Annotated in this window: 16 protein-coding genes; 11 read left to right on the top strand and 5 right to left on the bottom strand. The window is 58.8% G+C overall.

Annotated elements, in window-relative coordinates:
* Positions 1-26: 26 nt before the first annotated feature.
* From tsr to JEM67_RS17130, 9 genes are all read left to right on the top strand, one after another.
* Positions 27-1694: a methyl-accepting chemotaxis protein gene (gene tsr, locus JEM67_RS17170; RefSeq protein ID WP_199634817.1), complete on the top strand. Its 1668-nt coding sequence runs from the start codon at positions 27-29 to the stop codon at positions 1692-1694.
* 84 nt (positions 1695-1778) lie between these two features.
* A complete protein-coding gene (locus JEM67_RS17165; RefSeq protein ID WP_199634818.1) occupies positions 1779-3404 on the top strand; it encodes a methyl-accepting chemotaxis protein in 1626 nt (541 codons plus the stop codon).
* Between the two features lie 28 nt (positions 3405-3432).
* On the top strand, positions 3433-4305 hold the full coding sequence (gene cheR, locus JEM67_RS17160) for a protein-glutamate O-methyltransferase CheR (RefSeq protein ID WP_199634819.1): 873 nt from the start codon (positions 3433-3435) through the stop codon (positions 4303-4305).
* Positions 4305-5354, top strand: coding sequence for a protein-glutamate methylesterase/protein-glutamine glutaminase (locus JEM67_RS17155; protein ID WP_199634820.1), 1050 nt, complete (start codon positions 4305-4307; stop codon positions 5352-5354). Before cheR ends, JEM67_RS17155 begins: the two co-directional genes overlap by 1 nt.
* Positions 5355-5650: 296 nt before the next feature.
* On the top strand, positions 5651-6040 hold the full coding sequence (gene cheY / locus JEM67_RS17150) for a chemotaxis response regulator CheY (RefSeq protein ID WP_199634821.1): 390 nt from the start codon (positions 5651-5653) through the stop codon (positions 6038-6040).
* A 10-nt stretch (positions 6041-6050) separates the two neighbouring features.
* Complete coding sequence (gene cheZ, locus JEM67_RS17145) at positions 6051-6695, top strand: protein phosphatase CheZ (protein ID WP_006326140.1); 645 nt, start codon at positions 6051-6053, stop codon at positions 6693-6695.
* Positions 6696-6870: 175 nt separating this feature from the next.
* Positions 6871-8022 (top strand): flagellar biosynthesis protein FlhB, encoded by a 1152-nt coding sequence (gene flhB, locus JEM67_RS17140; RefSeq protein WP_013813503.1) that lies wholly within the window; start codon positions 6871-6873, stop codon positions 8020-8022.
* Entirely contained in the window at positions 8015-10093 is a 2079-nt protein-coding gene (gene flhA / locus JEM67_RS17135; protein WP_013813502.1) for a flagellar biosynthesis protein FlhA, read from the top strand. The genes flhB and flhA overlap by 8 nt, the downstream gene beginning before the upstream one ends.
* Positions 10093-10497: a flagellar protein FlhE gene (locus tag JEM67_RS17130; RefSeq protein WP_199634822.1), complete on the top strand. Its 405-nt coding sequence runs from the start codon at positions 10093-10095 to the stop codon at positions 10495-10497. The genes flhA and JEM67_RS17130 overlap by 1 nt, the downstream gene beginning before the upstream one ends.
* A gap of 4 nt (positions 10498-10501) precedes the next feature.
* Here JEM67_RS17130 and JEM67_RS17125 read toward each other — a convergent pair whose 3' ends face one another.
* The 5 genes from JEM67_RS17125 to flgA all read right to left on the bottom strand — a co-directional run bounded on the left by JEM67_RS17125 (position 10502) and on the right by flgA (position 13017).
* The gene (locus JEM67_RS17125) at positions 10502-10804 is read right to left on the bottom strand and encodes a helix-turn-helix domain-containing protein (protein WP_063201873.1); all 303 of its coding nucleotides are present in this window, start codon (positions 10802-10804) and stop codon (positions 10502-10504) included.
* Positions 10785-11171, bottom strand: coding sequence for a type II toxin-antitoxin system RelE/ParE family toxin (locus JEM67_RS17120; RefSeq protein ID WP_199634823.1), 387 nt, complete (start codon positions 11169-11171; stop codon positions 10785-10787). The genes JEM67_RS17125 and JEM67_RS17120 overlap by 20 nt, the downstream gene beginning before the upstream one ends.
* Positions 11172-11396: 225 nt before the next feature.
* On the bottom strand, positions 11397-11831 hold the full coding sequence (locus JEM67_RS17115; protein WP_199634824.1) for a flagella synthesis protein FlgN: 435 nt from the start codon (positions 11829-11831) through the stop codon (positions 11397-11399).
* 83 nt (positions 11832-11914) lie between these two features.
* The gene (gene flgM, locus JEM67_RS17110; RefSeq protein ID WP_199634825.1) at positions 11915-12241 is read right to left on the bottom strand and encodes a flagellar biosynthesis anti-sigma factor FlgM; all 327 of its coding nucleotides are present in this window, start codon (positions 12239-12241) and stop codon (positions 11915-11917) included.
* Positions 12242-12363: 122 nt separating this feature from the next.
* Entirely contained in the window at positions 12364-13017 is a 654-nt protein-coding gene (flgA, locus tag JEM67_RS17105) for a flagellar basal body P-ring formation chaperone FlgA (protein ID WP_199634826.1), read from the bottom strand.
* A gap of 159 nt (positions 13018-13176) precedes the next feature.
* Between flgA and flgB the strand changes: the two genes are divergently transcribed.
* Complete coding sequence (flgB, locus tag JEM67_RS17100) at positions 13177-13590, top strand: flagellar basal body rod protein FlgB (RefSeq protein ID WP_013813494.1); 414 nt, start codon at positions 13177-13179, stop codon at positions 13588-13590.
* Between the two features lie 5 nt (positions 13591-13595).
* Positions 13596-14000 (top strand): flagellar basal body rod protein FlgC, encoded by a 405-nt coding sequence (gene flgC, locus JEM67_RS17095; protein ID WP_004946094.1) that lies wholly within the window; start codon positions 13596-13598, stop codon positions 13998-14000.
* Positions 14001-14006: the final 6 nt, after the last annotated feature.

Below are 14006 nucleotides of genomic sequence, written 5' to 3'. Positions count from 1 at the left end.
CGCGCGGGCTTTCAACAAGGGAAAACATGTTTAATCGTATGAAGGTGGTCACCAGCTTGTTGCTGGTACTGGTGTTATTTGGCGCCTTGCAGCTGGTTTCGGGCGGGCTTTTTTTCTCCTCACTAAAGAATGACAAAGAAAACTTTACCGTTTTGCAGACCATTCGCCAGCAGCAGTCCGATTTGAACGAAAGCTGGGTTAACCTGCTGCAGGCTCGCAATACGCTGAACCGCGCCGGGATCCGCTACATGATGGATGCCAATAAGATTGGCAGCGGCGCCAGCGTTACCGAACTGCTGGCTGGGGCCAAGAACAGCCTGCTGGTGGCGGAACAACATTATGCCGCCTATGACAAAATCCCTTTAAGTCCTCGTCAGGACGCGCAGTCTGCCGAAAAGCTCAAACAGCAATACGGTATTTTGCACGGTGCGTTGTCCGAGTTGGTTCAACTGCTGGGCGAAGGCAAGATCAACGCCTTCTTCGACCAACCGACGCAAAGCTATCAGAACGGCTTTGAAGACATCTACAACACCTACCTGGCGCAAAACGACAAGCTCTACCAAAGCGCGGTGGAAGACAGCAACAACTCATTCAGCTTCGCTATCTGGACGCTGGTCGTGGTGTTGGTCGTGGTGCTGGCGGTGATCGTATTGGTGTGGAGCGGTATCCACCACATTCTGGTGCGTCCGCTCAACCGCATGATCGAGCACATCAAAATGATCGCCGCCGGCGATCTGACCCAACCGATCGCCGTGACCAGCCGCAATGAAATGGGCGTGCTGGCCGCCAGCCTCAAACACATGCAGAACGAACTGATCGAGACCGTCAGCGGTGTGCGTCAGGGGGCGGACGCCATTTACAGCGGTGCCTCCGAAATTGCCGCCGGCAATAACGATCTCTCTTCCCGTACCGAACAGCAGGCCGCCTCGCTGGAGGAAACCGCCGCCAGCATGGAGCAGTTGACCGCCACGGTGAAACAGAACGCCGAAAACGCCCGTCAGGCCAGCCAACTGGCGCTGAGCGCCTCCGAAACCGCGCAGAAGGGCGGCAAAGTGGTGGCCAACGTGGTGCAGACCATGCACGACATTGCCGACAGTTCACAGAAAATTGCCGACATTACCGGCGTGATCGACGGTATTGCTTTCCAGACCAATATCCTGGCGTTGAATGCGGCGGTAGAAGCGGCACGCGCCGGCGAACAGGGCCGTGGCTTTGCGGTGGTGGCGGGTGAAGTGCGTAACCTGGCCCAGCGCAGCGCGCAGGCAGCCAAGGAAATCAAGGGTCTGATCGAAGACTCCGTCAGCCGTGTCGATATGGGCTCGGTGCTGGTGGAAAGCGCTGGCGAGACCATGGGCGACATCGTAAACGCGGTCACCCGCGTCACTGACATCATGGGGGAAATCGCCTCGGCCTCCGACGAACAGAGTCGCGGTATCGATCAGGTCGGCCAGGCGGTGGCGGAAATGGACCGCGTCACCCAGCAAAACGCCTCGTTGGTAGAAGAATCCGCTTCTGCGGCGGCGGCTCTGGAAGAGCAAGCCAGCATGCTGACTCAGTCGGTGGCGGTGTTCCGCCTGAAAGCGGAAGGTCAGGACGAATTCAAAATGCCTGCCGGCAAAGCCACCGTTCTCCCGGTACTCAATCATAAAAAAACGAACGCCAGCGATCTGCAGGATAACTGGGAAACGTTCTAACCGACATTGGGCCTCCTCGCAGTTCTGCGGGAGGCTTATTCCCCGTCGTAAGCTGGCCGTCGGCCGGCTGCAAGGAGGTTCACAGTGTTTAACCGAATCCGCGTCTCTACCAGTTTGTTTCTGTTGTTGATGACTTTTTGTGTTATGCAGTTGGCCACCAGCGGCTTGTCGTACACCGCTTTCCGTTCCGATCACCACAACCTGAACCTGATCACGCTCGGCAGCCAGCAGCGCGATGCCCTCAGCCTGAGCTGGGTATCGCTGCTACAGGCCCGCAATACGCTGAACCGCGCCGGTACCCGTTCGGCGCTTAAGCTGCCGCAAGAGCAGGTGAATGCGCTGATGGGCAATGCGCGCAGTTCACTGCAGAAAGCCGATCTCTATTTCAACCAGTTCCTGGCGGTACCGCGTCACAGCGAACAGGAACAGCAACTGACCGAAACCACCCAAGCCAGCTATAACCGGCTGCGCAGCGCGCTGCGTGAGCTGATTGGCTTCCTGGAGAACAACAACCTGCAGGCGTTTATGGACCAGCCGACGCAGAAAACCCAGGACCTGTTCGAGGCCGATTTTGTCCAGTATCTGCAACTGGTGAATGCCAATGTCGATGCGGCCAACGCCGCCAATCAGCAATCCTTCTCGTTGTCCGGCTGGCTGGTGGGCGGTGCGGTGCTGATGCTTATCCTGGTAACCGGCTGCGCCCTGTGGTGGCTGCGCAATATGCTGGTGCAACCGCTGAATATCATGCGTCGCCATTTTGACCGCATCGCCGCCGGCGATCTGGCTACGCCGATCCAGGTTTATGGCCGCAATGAAATCAGCCAGCTGTTCGCCAGTCTGCAGCACATGCAGCGTTCGTTGATTGGCACCGTCGGCGCAGTGCGCGATGGCGCAGAATCCATCCTGATTGGCCTGCAGGAAATCTCCGAGGGCAACAACGATCTCTCTTCGCGCACCGAGCAACAGGCCGCCTCGCTGGAGGAGACCGCCGCCAGCATGGAACAGTTGACCGCCACGGTGAAGCAGAATGCCGACAACGCACGCCAGGCCTCACAACTGGCGCGCGATGCCTCCGCCACGGCAGCCAAGGGCGGTGAAATGGCTGGCGACGTGGTGACCACCATGCAGGATATCGCCAACAGTTCGCAGAAAATTGGCGCCATTACCAGCGTGATCGACGGCATTGCCTTCCAGACCAACATCCTGGCGTTGAACGCGGCGGTAGAAGCGGCGCGTGCCGGTGAACAGGGGCGAGGTTTTGCGGTGGTGGCCGGTGAAGTGCGCAATTTAGCCAGCCGCAGCGCGCAGGCAGCGAAAGAAATCAAAGGGTTGATCGACGAATCGGTCAGCCGCGTGAAACAGGGTTCGCTGCTGGTGGAAAACTCCGGCGCGACCATGCAGGACATCGTGCGCTCGGTCACCCGGGTTACCGACATCATGGGCGAAATCGCTTCGGCGTCTGATGAACAGAGCCGCGGCATCGAGCAGGTCACGCAGGCGGTGACCCAAATGGATCAGGTAACCCAGCAGAACGCCGCGCTGGTGGAGGAAGCCGCCTCGGCGGCGGCCGCACTGGAAGATCAGGCGATAACCCTGGCCGACGCGGTGTCGGTATTCCGCCTGGCGGACGATAACTTCGCCGCGCCGGGCAACAATCAAGACGCAGTTTCACCCGTGGTAAAGGAAGCCTCAGATTGTCAAACCGCATAAGCAGCACGTTTTTTATGAGTGAGAGGGTATGAAACAGGCGCCGTCGACCCCTAACCGGGATCCTGGGTCCTTACTGACGCAGATGGCCCAGCGCCTGCCGCTGTTGGACGTGCATTTTCGGCGTATCAGCCAACTGATTTACCAGCGTGCCGGCATTGTGCTGGCGGAGCACAAGCGCGAGATGGTTTACAACCGCTTGGTGCGCCGGCTGCGGTTGCTGGGATTGAACGATTTCGGCGATTACTTGGCGCTGCTGGAAAGCGATCCGAACAGCGCCGAATGGCAGGCGTTTATCAATGCGCTGACCACCAACCTGACGGCATTTTTCCGCGAGGCGCACCACTTCCCGATCCTGGCGGAGCATGCACGCCAGCGGCCCAACGGCTATTGCGTGTGGAGTACGGCGGCATCGACCGGGGAAGAGCCGTATTCGATCGCCATCACCCTGAACGAAGTGCTGGGGCAACGCGCCAGCGGCTGCCAGGTATGGGCCAGCGATATCGATACTCAGGTGCTGGAAAAGGCCGAGGCGGGCGTTTACCGCCACGAGGATCTGCGCACCCTGACGCCGGCGCAGATGCAGCGCTATTTTCTGCGCGGCACCGGTCCGCATCAGGGGCTGGTGCGGGTACGGCCGGAGTTGGCGGCGCGGGTGAATTTCCAATCGCTCAACCTGCTGGCGCCGGAATGGGCGCTGCCAGGGCAGTTTGACGCCATTTTTTGCCGCAATGTCATGATTTATTTCGATAAGGCGACACAGGAGAGCATCCTGCGTCGCTTTGTGCCCTTGCTTAAACCGGGGGGGCTGATGTTTGCCGGCCACTCCGAGAACTTCAGCCAGATCAGCCGGGATTTCTACTTGCGTGGGCAGACCGTGTATGGCCTGACCAAGGAGAAGTAATGAGTAAAATCAGAGTATTGAGCGTAGACGATTCGGCCCTGATGCGGCAGCTGATGACCGAAATTGTGAACAGCCATTCCGATATGGAGATGGTGGCGACCGCGCCGGATCCGCTGGTGGCGCGCGATATGATCAAAAAGTTTAACCCGCAGGTGCTGACGCTGGACGTTGAAATGCCGCGCATGGACGGGCTGGACTTCCTGGAGAAGCTGATGCGCTTACGGCCGATGCCGGTGGTGATGGTGTCGTCGCTGACCGGCAAAGGGTCGGAGATCACCCTGCGTGCGCTGGAACTGGGGGCGGTGGATTTCGTCACCAAACCGCAGCTTGGCATCCGCGAAGGCATGTTGGCTTACAGCGAACTGATCGCCGAGAAAATCCGTACGGCGGCCAAGGCGCGGTTGCCGCAGCGCTCCAACAGCCCGGCGCCGGCGATCCTTAGCCATACGCCGTTGCTGAGCAGCGAGAAGCTGATTGCCATCGGCGCCTCCACCGGTGGCACCGAAGCGATACGTCAGGTGCTGCAGCCGCTGCCTGCCACCAGCCCGGCACTGTTGATCACTCAGCATATGCCGCCGGGTTTCACCCGATCGTTTGCCGAACGGCTGAATAAACTGTGCCAGATCACGGTGAAAGAGGCCGAGGACGGTGAGCGGGTGCTACCGGGCCATGCTTATATCGCGCCGGGCGATCGCCATCTGGAACTGTCGCGCAGCGGCGCCAACTATCAGGTGAAGTTGAATGACGGGCCACCGGTCAATCGTCACCGGCCTTCGGTGGACGTACTGTTCCGTTCGGTCGCGCAGTTCGCCGGGCGCAATGCGGTGGGCGTGATCCTGACCGGCATGGGCAATGACGGGGCGATGGGCATGCTGGAAATGCACCGCGCCGGCGCTTATACCCTGGCGCAGAACGAGGCCAGCTGCGTGGTGTTCGGCATGCCGCGCGAGGCTATCGCCACTGGCGGGGTGAGTGAGGTGGTGGAGCTGGATCGCATGAGCCAACGCATGCTGGCGCAGATTGCCGGCGGGCAGGCGCTGCGCATTTGATTTTAAGCCCTAAATTATAGGGATCATGGTTAACAGCTGTCGCGAGACGAGTTGTTGTTTGGAAGAGCTTTACCCTATGGATTTCAAGTTGCAGCTAGGCGCCCAGCTCACTCATCCCCAGGAGCTTACTTAAGTAAGTGACTGGGGTGACAAATCTGCCGGGAGCAGATTTGAACGCTGCTCGCAGCGGCCCCGAAGGGGTGTGGCCCATGGACGGGTCACATAACTGAGTGCAGGTAACAACGCTTCAGCTTGAAAGACGACGGGTATGGATAGTTAGCACCTTGGGAGTGAACATGGCAGATAAGAACCTTAGATTTCTGGTGGTAGACGATTTCTCCACTATGCGTCGCATCGTCAGAAATTTGTTGAAAGAGTTGGGCTTTAACAATGTTGAAGAGGCTGAGGACGGCGCGGATGCGCTGAACAAGCTGCGCTCCGGCGGTTTCGATTTCGTGGTATCAGACTGGAACATGCCGAATATGGACGGCCTCGAACTGTTGCAAACCATTCGCGCCGACGGCGCGCTGGCGGCGATGCCGGTGCTGATGGTGACGGCGGAAGCCAAGAAAGAAAACATTATCGCGGCGGCGCAGGCCGGTGCCAGCGGTTACGTGGTGAAACCTTTTACGGCGGCGACGCTGGAAGAAAAGCTCAATAAGATCTTTGAAAAACTGGGCATGTAAGGAGAGGGCGATGAGAGACATTCCAATGCCTGCCAGCGATGCGGCGACTGCGGGAGAGATAATTTCCCGCATTGGTCAACTGACGCGCATGTTGCGCGACAGCATGCGTGAACTGGGGCTAGATCAGGCTATCGCCCAAGCGGCAGAGGCAATCCCGGATGCACGCGATCGGCTTGATTACGTGGTCACCATGACGGCGCAGGCGGCGGAACGGGCGTTGAACTGCGTGGAGGCGGCGCAGCCGCGTCAGGCGGAACTGGAGTCAGAGGCCAAAGCGCTGAAAGGGCGCTGGGACGACTGGTTTGCCGACCCGATCGAACTGGCCGACGCGCGCGCGCTGGTCACCGATACCCGCCAGTATCTGGAACAGGTGCCGGAACATACGGCGTTCACCAACGCCCAGTTGCTGGAAATCATGATGGCGCAGGATTTCCAGGACCTGACCGGTCAGGTGATCAAACGCATGATGGATGTGGTGCAGGAGATCGAAAAGCAGCTGCTGATGGTGTTGATGGAAAATATTCCAGAGCAGCCGGCGAAGGAGAAAAAGCCGAACGACAGCTTGCTCAACGGCCCGCAGCTCGATCAAAACGGCGCCGGCGTTATCGCCAACCAGGCGCAGGTGGATGACCTGCTCGACAGCCTCGGTTTCTGACGTTTTCTGGGGCGCACATTATTGCGCCCCAGATGCCGCATGTGGGCGCAATGCCTGCGCTTCCTCCTCATCCCCCAAATAACCCGCCTTTTCCCCCGTTGTTCCATCAATGAAATCAGCGTTTTTTTGGCATGCTGGCCGCAATTTTATTCCCCCCGGCACAGGAACCGCGCCCGTGGCTGAAGACAGCGATCTGGAAAAAAGCGAAGCCCCCACGGCCCACCGGGTGGAAAAGGCGCGCGAGGATGGCCAGATCCCGCGTTCGCGTGAGCTGACGTCGGTATTGATGCTGGTCGCGGGGCTGTCGATCATCTGGGTTGCCGGCGGCAGCATGGCGCAGCAACTGGCGGCGATGCTGACCCAGGGGCTGAATTTCGATCATACGATGGTCAGCAACGACAAACAGATGCTGCGCCAACTGGGCATGCTGCTGCGGCAGGCGGTGTGGGCACTGCTGCCAATCATGGCGGGGTTGGTATTGGTGGCTATCACCGCGCCTATGCTGCTGGGCGGCCTGTTGTTAAGCGGTAAATCGCTCAAGTTCGATGTAAAACGCATGAACCCGCTGTCAGGGCTGAAACGAATGTTTTCCAGTCAGGTGCTGGCGGAGCTGCTGAAGGGCCTTTTGAAGGCAACGTTGGTGGGATGGATCACCGGTTTATACCTGTGGCACCACTGGGCGGAGATGCTGCATCTGGTGACGCAACAGCCGCTCGATGCGCTCGGCAATGCGCTGCGCATGATCATTTTCTGCGGTCTGCTGGTGGTGCTCGGGTTGACGCCGATGGTGGCGTTTGACGTGTTCTACCAACTGTGGAGCCATTTTAAAAAACTGAAAATGACCAAGCAGGACATTCGCGACGAGTTCAAGGATCAGGAGGGCGATCCGCACGTTAAAGGCCGTATCCGCCAGCAGCAGCGCGCTATCGCCCGACGCCGCATGATGGCCGACGTGCCGAAGGCCGACGTGATAGTCACCAACCCGACACATTACGCCGTGGCGTTGCAGTACAACGACCAAAAAATGAGTGCGCCGAAAGTGCTGGCCAAAGGCGCCGGCGAAATTGCGCTGCGCATCCGTGAACTCGGCACGGAACACCGCATTCCGATGCTGGAGGCGCCGCCGCTGGCGCGTGCGCTGTATCGGCACAGTGAGATTGGACAACACATCCCGGCCACCCTGTATGCCGCCGTGGCCGAAGTTCTGGCCTGGGTTTACCAACTGCGACGTTGGCGGCGCGAGGGCGGTCTGATCCCGAAAAAACCTGAACGTTTACCGGTGCCGGAAGCACTGGATTTTGCTGGAGAGAGTAACTCTAATGGCTAATTTGGCCGCCTTGCTTCGTTTGCCGGGCAGTTTTAAAGATACGCAGTGGCAGGTACTGGCCGGCCCGATCCTGATCCTGATGATCCTGTCGATGATGGTGCTGCCGTTGCCGGCATTTATCCTCGATCTGTTGTTCACTTTCAATATTGCCTTGTCGATCATGGTATTGCTGGTAGCGATGTTTACCCAGCGCACGCTGGAATTCGCTGCATTCCCCACCATATTGCTGTTCTCGACCCTGCTGCGCCTGTCGCTCAACGTGGCATCGACGCGCATCATCCTGATGGAAGGGCATACCGGTTCCGCCGCCGCCGGCCGCGTGGTGGAGGCCTTTGGCCACTTCCTGGTGGGGGGCAACTTCGCCATCGGCATCGTGGTGTTTATCATTTTGGTGCTGATCAACTTTATGGTTATCACCAAGGGCGCCGGGCGTATCGCCGAAGTGGGGGCGCGCTTCGTGCTGGACGGCATGCCCGGCAAGCAGATGGCGATCGACGCCGATCTCAACGCCGGTCTGGTCGGCGAGGAAGAGGCGAAAAAACGCCGTTCAGAGGTAACGCAGGAAGCCGATTTCTACGGCTCGATGGACGGCGCCAGCAAGTTCGTGCGCGGCGATGCGGTCGCCGGGCTGATGATCATGATATTGAACGTGGTCGGCGGCCTGCTGGTCGGTGTGATCCAGCACGGTATGGAGCTGGGTACGGCGGCGGAAACCTACACCCTGCTGACTATCGGTGACGGCCTGGTGGCGCAGATCCCGGCGCTGGTCATTTCGACTGCCGCCGGCGTTATCGTGACTCGCGTGGCGACCGATCAGGACGTGGGCGAACAGATGGTTGGCCAACTGTTCAACAACCCGCGCGTGATGTTGCTCAGTGCCGCAGTGCTCGGCCTGCTGGGCCTGGTGCCGGGGATGCCGAACCTGGTGTTCCTGTTGTTCACCGCTGCCTTGCTGGGGTTGGCCTGGTGGCTGCGGGGGCGCGATCAACAAGCGCCGAAGGTACAGGAGATGCCGCTGGCACAGGATAATCCACAGGCGGTAGAAGCCAGTTGGTCAGACGTACAGCTGGAAGATCCGCTGGGAATGGAGGTGGGCTACCGGTTGATCCCGATGGTGGATTTCCAGCAAAACGGCGAACTGCTCGGGCGGATCCGCAGCATCCGTAAAAAATTCGCCCAAGAGATGGGCTACCTGCCGCCGGTGGTGCATATCCGCGATAACCTCGAGTTGCCGCCCGCCAGCTACCGGATCCTGATGAAGGGCGTGGAAATCGGCAGCGGCGAAGCGCAACCGGGGCGTTGGCTGGCGATTAACCCCGGCAATGCGGTGGGCGAACTGGCGGGGGATAAAACCGTCGATCCGGCCTTTGGGCTGGAAGCGGTATGGATTGACAGTGCGTTGCGCGAACAGGCGCAGATCCAAGGCTTTACCGTGGTGGAGGCCAGCACCGTGGTGGCGACCCATCTCAATCATTTGATTGGCCAGTTTGCCAGCGAACTGTTTGGCCGGCAGGAGACCCAGCAGTTGCTGGATCGCGTAGCGCAGGATATACCGAAATTGACCGAAGATTTCGTACCTGGCGTGGTGTCCCTGACCACGCTGCATAAGGTGTTGCAGAACCTGCTGGCGGAAAGGGTCTCGATCCGCGATATGCGTACCATTATTGAAACGCTGGCGGAACATGCCCCGTCGCAAACCGACCCCTATGAGCTGACCACCGTGGTACGGGTTGCGCTGGGTCGAGCGATCACCCAGCAATGGTTCCCGGGCAACGGCGAAATTCAGGTTATTGGTCTGGACACCCAGCTCGAGCGTCTGTTGCTACAGGCGTTGCAGGGCGGCGGTGGTTTGGAGCCGGGGCTGGCGGACCGTCTGCTGGATCAGGCCAAACAGGCGTTACAACGGCAAGAAATGCTCAGTGCGCCACCGGTGCTGCTGGTAAACCACGCGCTGCGGGCGTTATTGGCGCGCTTTCTGCGCCGCAGCCTGCCGCAAATGGTGGTGCTGTCTAATCTGGAAATCAACGACGACCGCCAAATCCGCATGACGTCGACCATTGGAGCTGCATAATGAAACACTGTTTGCCGTTGCTCTGCCTGTTGGTGCCGCTTGGCGCGCAGGCGGTGTCGGGATCCTGGGTGGCCGACAGCGTCGGCGCTACGCTGGAATATGGCGGCATACGCGGCGAATCGCCTGGTCTGCGCACGCCTTACGCATTGCCGGACTCGGATGCGCGCATCACCAGCGTCAGTTGGCGCTACCGGTTGCTGGCCGCCGAACCGGCTGGCTTGCAGGTGCAGCTCTGTACGCTGACCCGTTGCATTGCGTTGGGCGGCGGCAGTGGCAGCAGCAACGGGTTGAACGGGGAACCGGCTAATGCCGAATTGCGCTTTGTCTATTACGTGCAGGCGCGCGGCGGATTGAATCCGCCGCTGCGGGTGATTGGCAATCAGGTGATTGTGAATTACCAATAACGGTTTAAGCGAGGATTGCCAGACCGTTGCGATCGACCAGCGAAAGCAGTTTCATCGCGGCGGAGTTGGGAACGGCTTCGCCACGCTCCCATTTTTGCACCGCTTTTTTGCTGACGTTCAGATGCAAGGCAAACACCGGCTGGCTGACGTTTTCGCGCTCGCGCAGGGCGCGGATGTCCGCAGGGGTATATTGTTTGACCGGGTGTAAGCACAGCATGTCGAAGGTGCGCATAGTGCCAGCGTCGACAAATCCGGCCTGATACAGCTCCTGCACTTCTTGGTGGATTTCAGCAAGGATCTTGCTCATAGGTTAGTCTCCTCAACCTCTTGTCATTAACCAACTGATAAAGCCTGAAAGGGGAATAGTCCAGATAGAGCGCGGCAAGGCGTTTTAACCCCAGCAATTCATCACTGGAAATGTTGTCCATTTCATTTTTGGCAAAACCGCGCATGAAAAAAAATCGATCCCCATCTCGAAAGGCAATCAGCACCCGGTAGCCGCCGCGTTTACCACCACCCGCTTGTGCGACCCGTTTCTTATAAACGCAACTGCCCAAATTGGCATCGTACAGTTGGCTTTGTATTTCTTGCGCAGCCTTGATCACCGTGGCGTCGTTAATGCGTTCATGGGCGGCAAATGCCTGAAACGTTTTGGTGAGATAAATATCGGTCATTCACTCTCCTTGCAAAACTATACCCTTTGAGGGTATAGATCAAGTGGTTTAAAAACCAACACAGAGTGGCGGAGTTGAATGGGAGGGCGAAGGGGGCAATTTTGGGTATGCGCAGTGTTGTGCAAATAAAAACTGCCGTGTAGGCAAGGGGCTGTTCAAAGTGCGAGTGAGTTTGAGCGTAAGAGATGCACCCGACTTTAGGTTGGTCGGGTGAAGTGTCTTTGATTAGACGCCGATTTTACGCCCCAGCAGGCTGCCGCTGCGCGACTGGCCATCCGGGCCATAAAGCGATTTGTTGTTCTTGCCGAGGATCGCCAGCGCCTGGGCGTTATGATCAATCTGCTGATTGAGCAACAGGCCGTTATGCTGATTTTTCTCGCGTAACTTTTGGCTGAGCAACTGTACTTGCTGCCAGGCGTCGGCCAGACGCGGGTGAGCGGGATAGGGTGCCTGTTGCCTTTGCGCGCGCTCCAGCCCCAGACGTTGCTGTTCCAGGTAGTTCACCGTAGCCAACAGCTGGCTCTTGACGTCGGTAACGCGCTGCAACGCTACGCCCGGCAGTTGGCCGGAGCAGAGCAAATGATGTTCTTCCGTCAGCACCGTATCGAGTGCATTCAGGGTTTCCAGCAAATCATCAAGCAGCTGTGGCAGATTTTCCATTGCGATTCATCACCTTTCAGAGTGTCCCTTGATCTTTCACGCCGCCGCCGTGTGGGCAATGCAGGCCAGGTTGCATCACGCGATTATGCCTTCGGCGTTCGACTGCTGTTTGACATCCATTGGGCATCGCTCTGCGCGTCTTGCAGCAGCGCATCGGCAATTTTACCGGCGTCCATTTTCAATTCGCCGCGGCGGATTGCCTGCTTGATAGCGTCCACCCGGTTCATATCAATATCCTGAGTGCCCGGTTGCATCAGGCGTGCCTGCGCGTCGCTCAATTTTACCTGGGTGCCGCTGACGGCGCTTTCCGCCTGAACAGCCTTGCGCGGCTGAAGCTGATTTTCTGCCGGTGTTTCACGCGGCTGCACCGTTGTCACGGGCTGCAGCCGCTGGGTGCGATCGATACTCATGGTCAATCTCCATCAATGCCGCGGCCCGACGGGCAATGGCTGACATTTTTTGCGGCCCTGGCGGCCAGATAATTACTGCTTATGTTTTTCTTATCGGCAGGTTTTTATAAACCTTTACCTTTTTATAACGTAATGCGAATCGTACCGTCATCATCGGCAATACCGCTGACGATTTGCCCGGAAGCCATGCGTACGCGGACGCTGTCCTCGGCGGCGGCGTTGTTCATGGCTTTGCCTGCACCGCTGATGTTAAACCCGGTGCCTTGCGCCGTTACCTGCACCGGCTGGCCGGCCTTGACAGCCCAGGCGCGGCGCAGCATGGCGAAGGTCAGCGGCTGCCCGGGGCTGATATTTCGCAGGCTGACCGCACCGACAGCCTTGCCCGCATTGGTCAGGGTGCGTGGTGCCAGGGTGTCGAGCCGGCCGCTTTTCAGCTTCACGTCTGCGGCCGTCAGCCGGCTGCCGGCGCTGATGCTACGCGCCGACACCAGGTAGTTGCCGATCACCTGCACCTGCGTTTGTATAAAACGCCGTTCCTGGCCGCAACGCGCCGAAATGCTGATGTTGCCCCAGAGGCGGGCGTTCGGCGCAAGCGACAACTGCGGAAACTCACACTGCGGCCACTGTGCCGCCGGCGTGCGCACCAGCACCTTAACCTGCACCGGGTTGCCGCTGAATTGGCCGCTGATGAAGCTGTCGATCTGTGCCGCCAGATCGTCGGCCTGTGCGTTCAGACTGCACAGCAGGGCGGCGAACAACAGTATTTTACCTTTCATCTTCGCTTCCTCAAGCGCCATCGGGTGCGGGTAAGTTTACCCGGACTGCGCGCAGGCTAAGCAGACAAATAGCGACGCATTTTGCCCTTATTCCCGCGATAGGCTGGCGGTAGGGACGTTTATGCTGTCGGCTCCAAATTCTAACCTCGCGGAGGGAGCATGATCGACAAACTGGACGCTGCTCTGCGCTTTGGTCAAGAGGCGCTGAATCTGCGCGCCCAGCGGCAAGAAATTTTGGCCGCCAACATCGCCAACGCAGACACCCCGGGCTATCAGGCGCGGGATATCGATTTCGCCGGCCAGTTGAACAAGGTACTGGCACAGGGCCGCGTCAGCGGCAGCGGCATCGCGCTGAATATGACGTCTGCACGCCACATTCCTGCGCAAAACATGCAGCCGCCGCAGCTCGATTTACTGTTCCGCGTGCCGGATCAGCCAGCGATGGACGGCAATACGGTGGACATGGATCGCGAACGTACCCACTTCGCCGATAACAGCCTGAAGTATCAGACCGACCTGACGCTGATCAACGGTCAGATCAAAGGGATGATGTCAGTGTTACAACAAGGATAAGGTGCATGTCGCTACTGAATATTTTCGATATCTCCGGTTCGGCGCTGTCCGCCCAGTCGCAGCGCATGAACGTCAGCGCCAGCAACATGGCTAATGCCGACAGTGTCACCGGCCCGGATGGCGAACCCTATCGCGCCAAACAGGTCGTGTTTGAAGTGGCCGCAGCCGCCGGGCAACCCACCGGCGGGGTGCGCGTATCTCAGGTGGTCGACGATCCGGCGCCGGAACGCCTGGTGTATCAACCGGGTAATCCGCTGGCGGATGGCAAAGGGTATGTGCGCATGCCGAACGTGGATGTGGTGAGCGAGATGGTCAATACCATCTCCGCCTCGCGCAGCTACCAGGCCAACGTCGAGGTGCTCAACACCACCAAGTCGATGATGATGAAAACCCTGACGCTGGGTCAGTAACCGGAG

Source organism: Serratia sp. PAMC26656 (genome assembly GCF_016469055.2).
Classification (GTDB): Bacteria; Pseudomonadota; Gammaproteobacteria; order Enterobacterales; family Enterobacteriaceae; genus Serratia; species Serratia plymuthica.
Note: the sequence above shows the minus strand (reverse complement) of the source record. Positions and strands in the feature narration are given on the sequence as shown.

What these genes read in the sequence shown, in the direction of transcription:
- tsr (WP_199634817.1), top strand. Translation starts at nt 27, where the DNA reads ATGTTTAATCGTATGAAGGTGGTCACCAGCTTGTTGCTGGTACTGGTG.
- cheR (WP_199634819.1), top strand. Translation starts at nt 3,433, where the DNA reads ATGAAACAGGCGCCGTCGACCCCTAACCGGGATCCTGGGTCCTTACTG.
- JEM67_RS17155 (WP_199634820.1), top strand. Translation starts at nt 4,305, where the DNA reads ATGAGTAAAATCAGAGTATTGAGCGTAGACGATTCGGCCCTGATGCGG.
- cheY (WP_199634821.1), top strand. Translation starts at nt 5,651, where the DNA reads ATGGCAGATAAGAACCTTAGATTTCTGGTGGTAGACGATTTCTCCACT.
- cheZ (WP_006326140.1), top strand. Translation starts at nt 6,051, where the DNA reads ATGAGAGACATTCCAATGCCTGCCAGCGATGCGGCGACTGCGGGAGAG.
- flhA (WP_013813502.1), top strand. Translation starts at nt 8,015, where the DNA reads ATGGCTAATTTGGCCGCCTTGCTTCGTTTGCCGGGCAGTTTTAAAGAT.
- JEM67_RS17130 (WP_199634822.1), top strand. Translation starts at nt 10,093, where the DNA reads ATGAAACACTGTTTGCCGTTGCTCTGCCTGTTGGTGCCGCTTGGCGCG.
- JEM67_RS17125 (WP_063201873.1), bottom strand. Translation starts at nt 10,804, where the DNA reads ATGAGCAAGATCCTTGCTGAAATCCACCAAGAAGTGCAGGAGCTGTAT.
- JEM67_RS17120 (WP_199634823.1), bottom strand. Translation starts at nt 11,171, where the DNA reads ATGACCGATATTTATCTCACCAAAACGTTTCAGGCATTTGCCGCCCAT.
- JEM67_RS17115 (WP_199634824.1), bottom strand. Translation starts at nt 11,831, where the DNA reads ATGGAAAATCTGCCACAGCTGCTTGATGATTTGCTGGAAACCCTGAAT.
- flgM (WP_199634825.1), bottom strand. Translation starts at nt 12,241, where the DNA reads ATGAGTATCGATCGCACCCAGCGGCTGCAGCCCGTGACAACGGTGCAG.
- flgA (WP_199634826.1), bottom strand. Translation starts at nt 13,017, where the DNA reads ATGAAAGGTAAAATACTGTTGTTCGCCGCCCTGCTGTGCAGTCTGAAC.
- flgB (WP_013813494.1), top strand. Translation starts at nt 13,177, where the DNA reads ATGATCGACAAACTGGACGCTGCTCTGCGCTTTGGTCAAGAGGCGCTG.
- flgC (WP_004946094.1), top strand. Translation starts at nt 13,596, where the DNA reads ATGTCGCTACTGAATATTTTCGATATCTCCGGTTCGGCGCTGTCCGCC.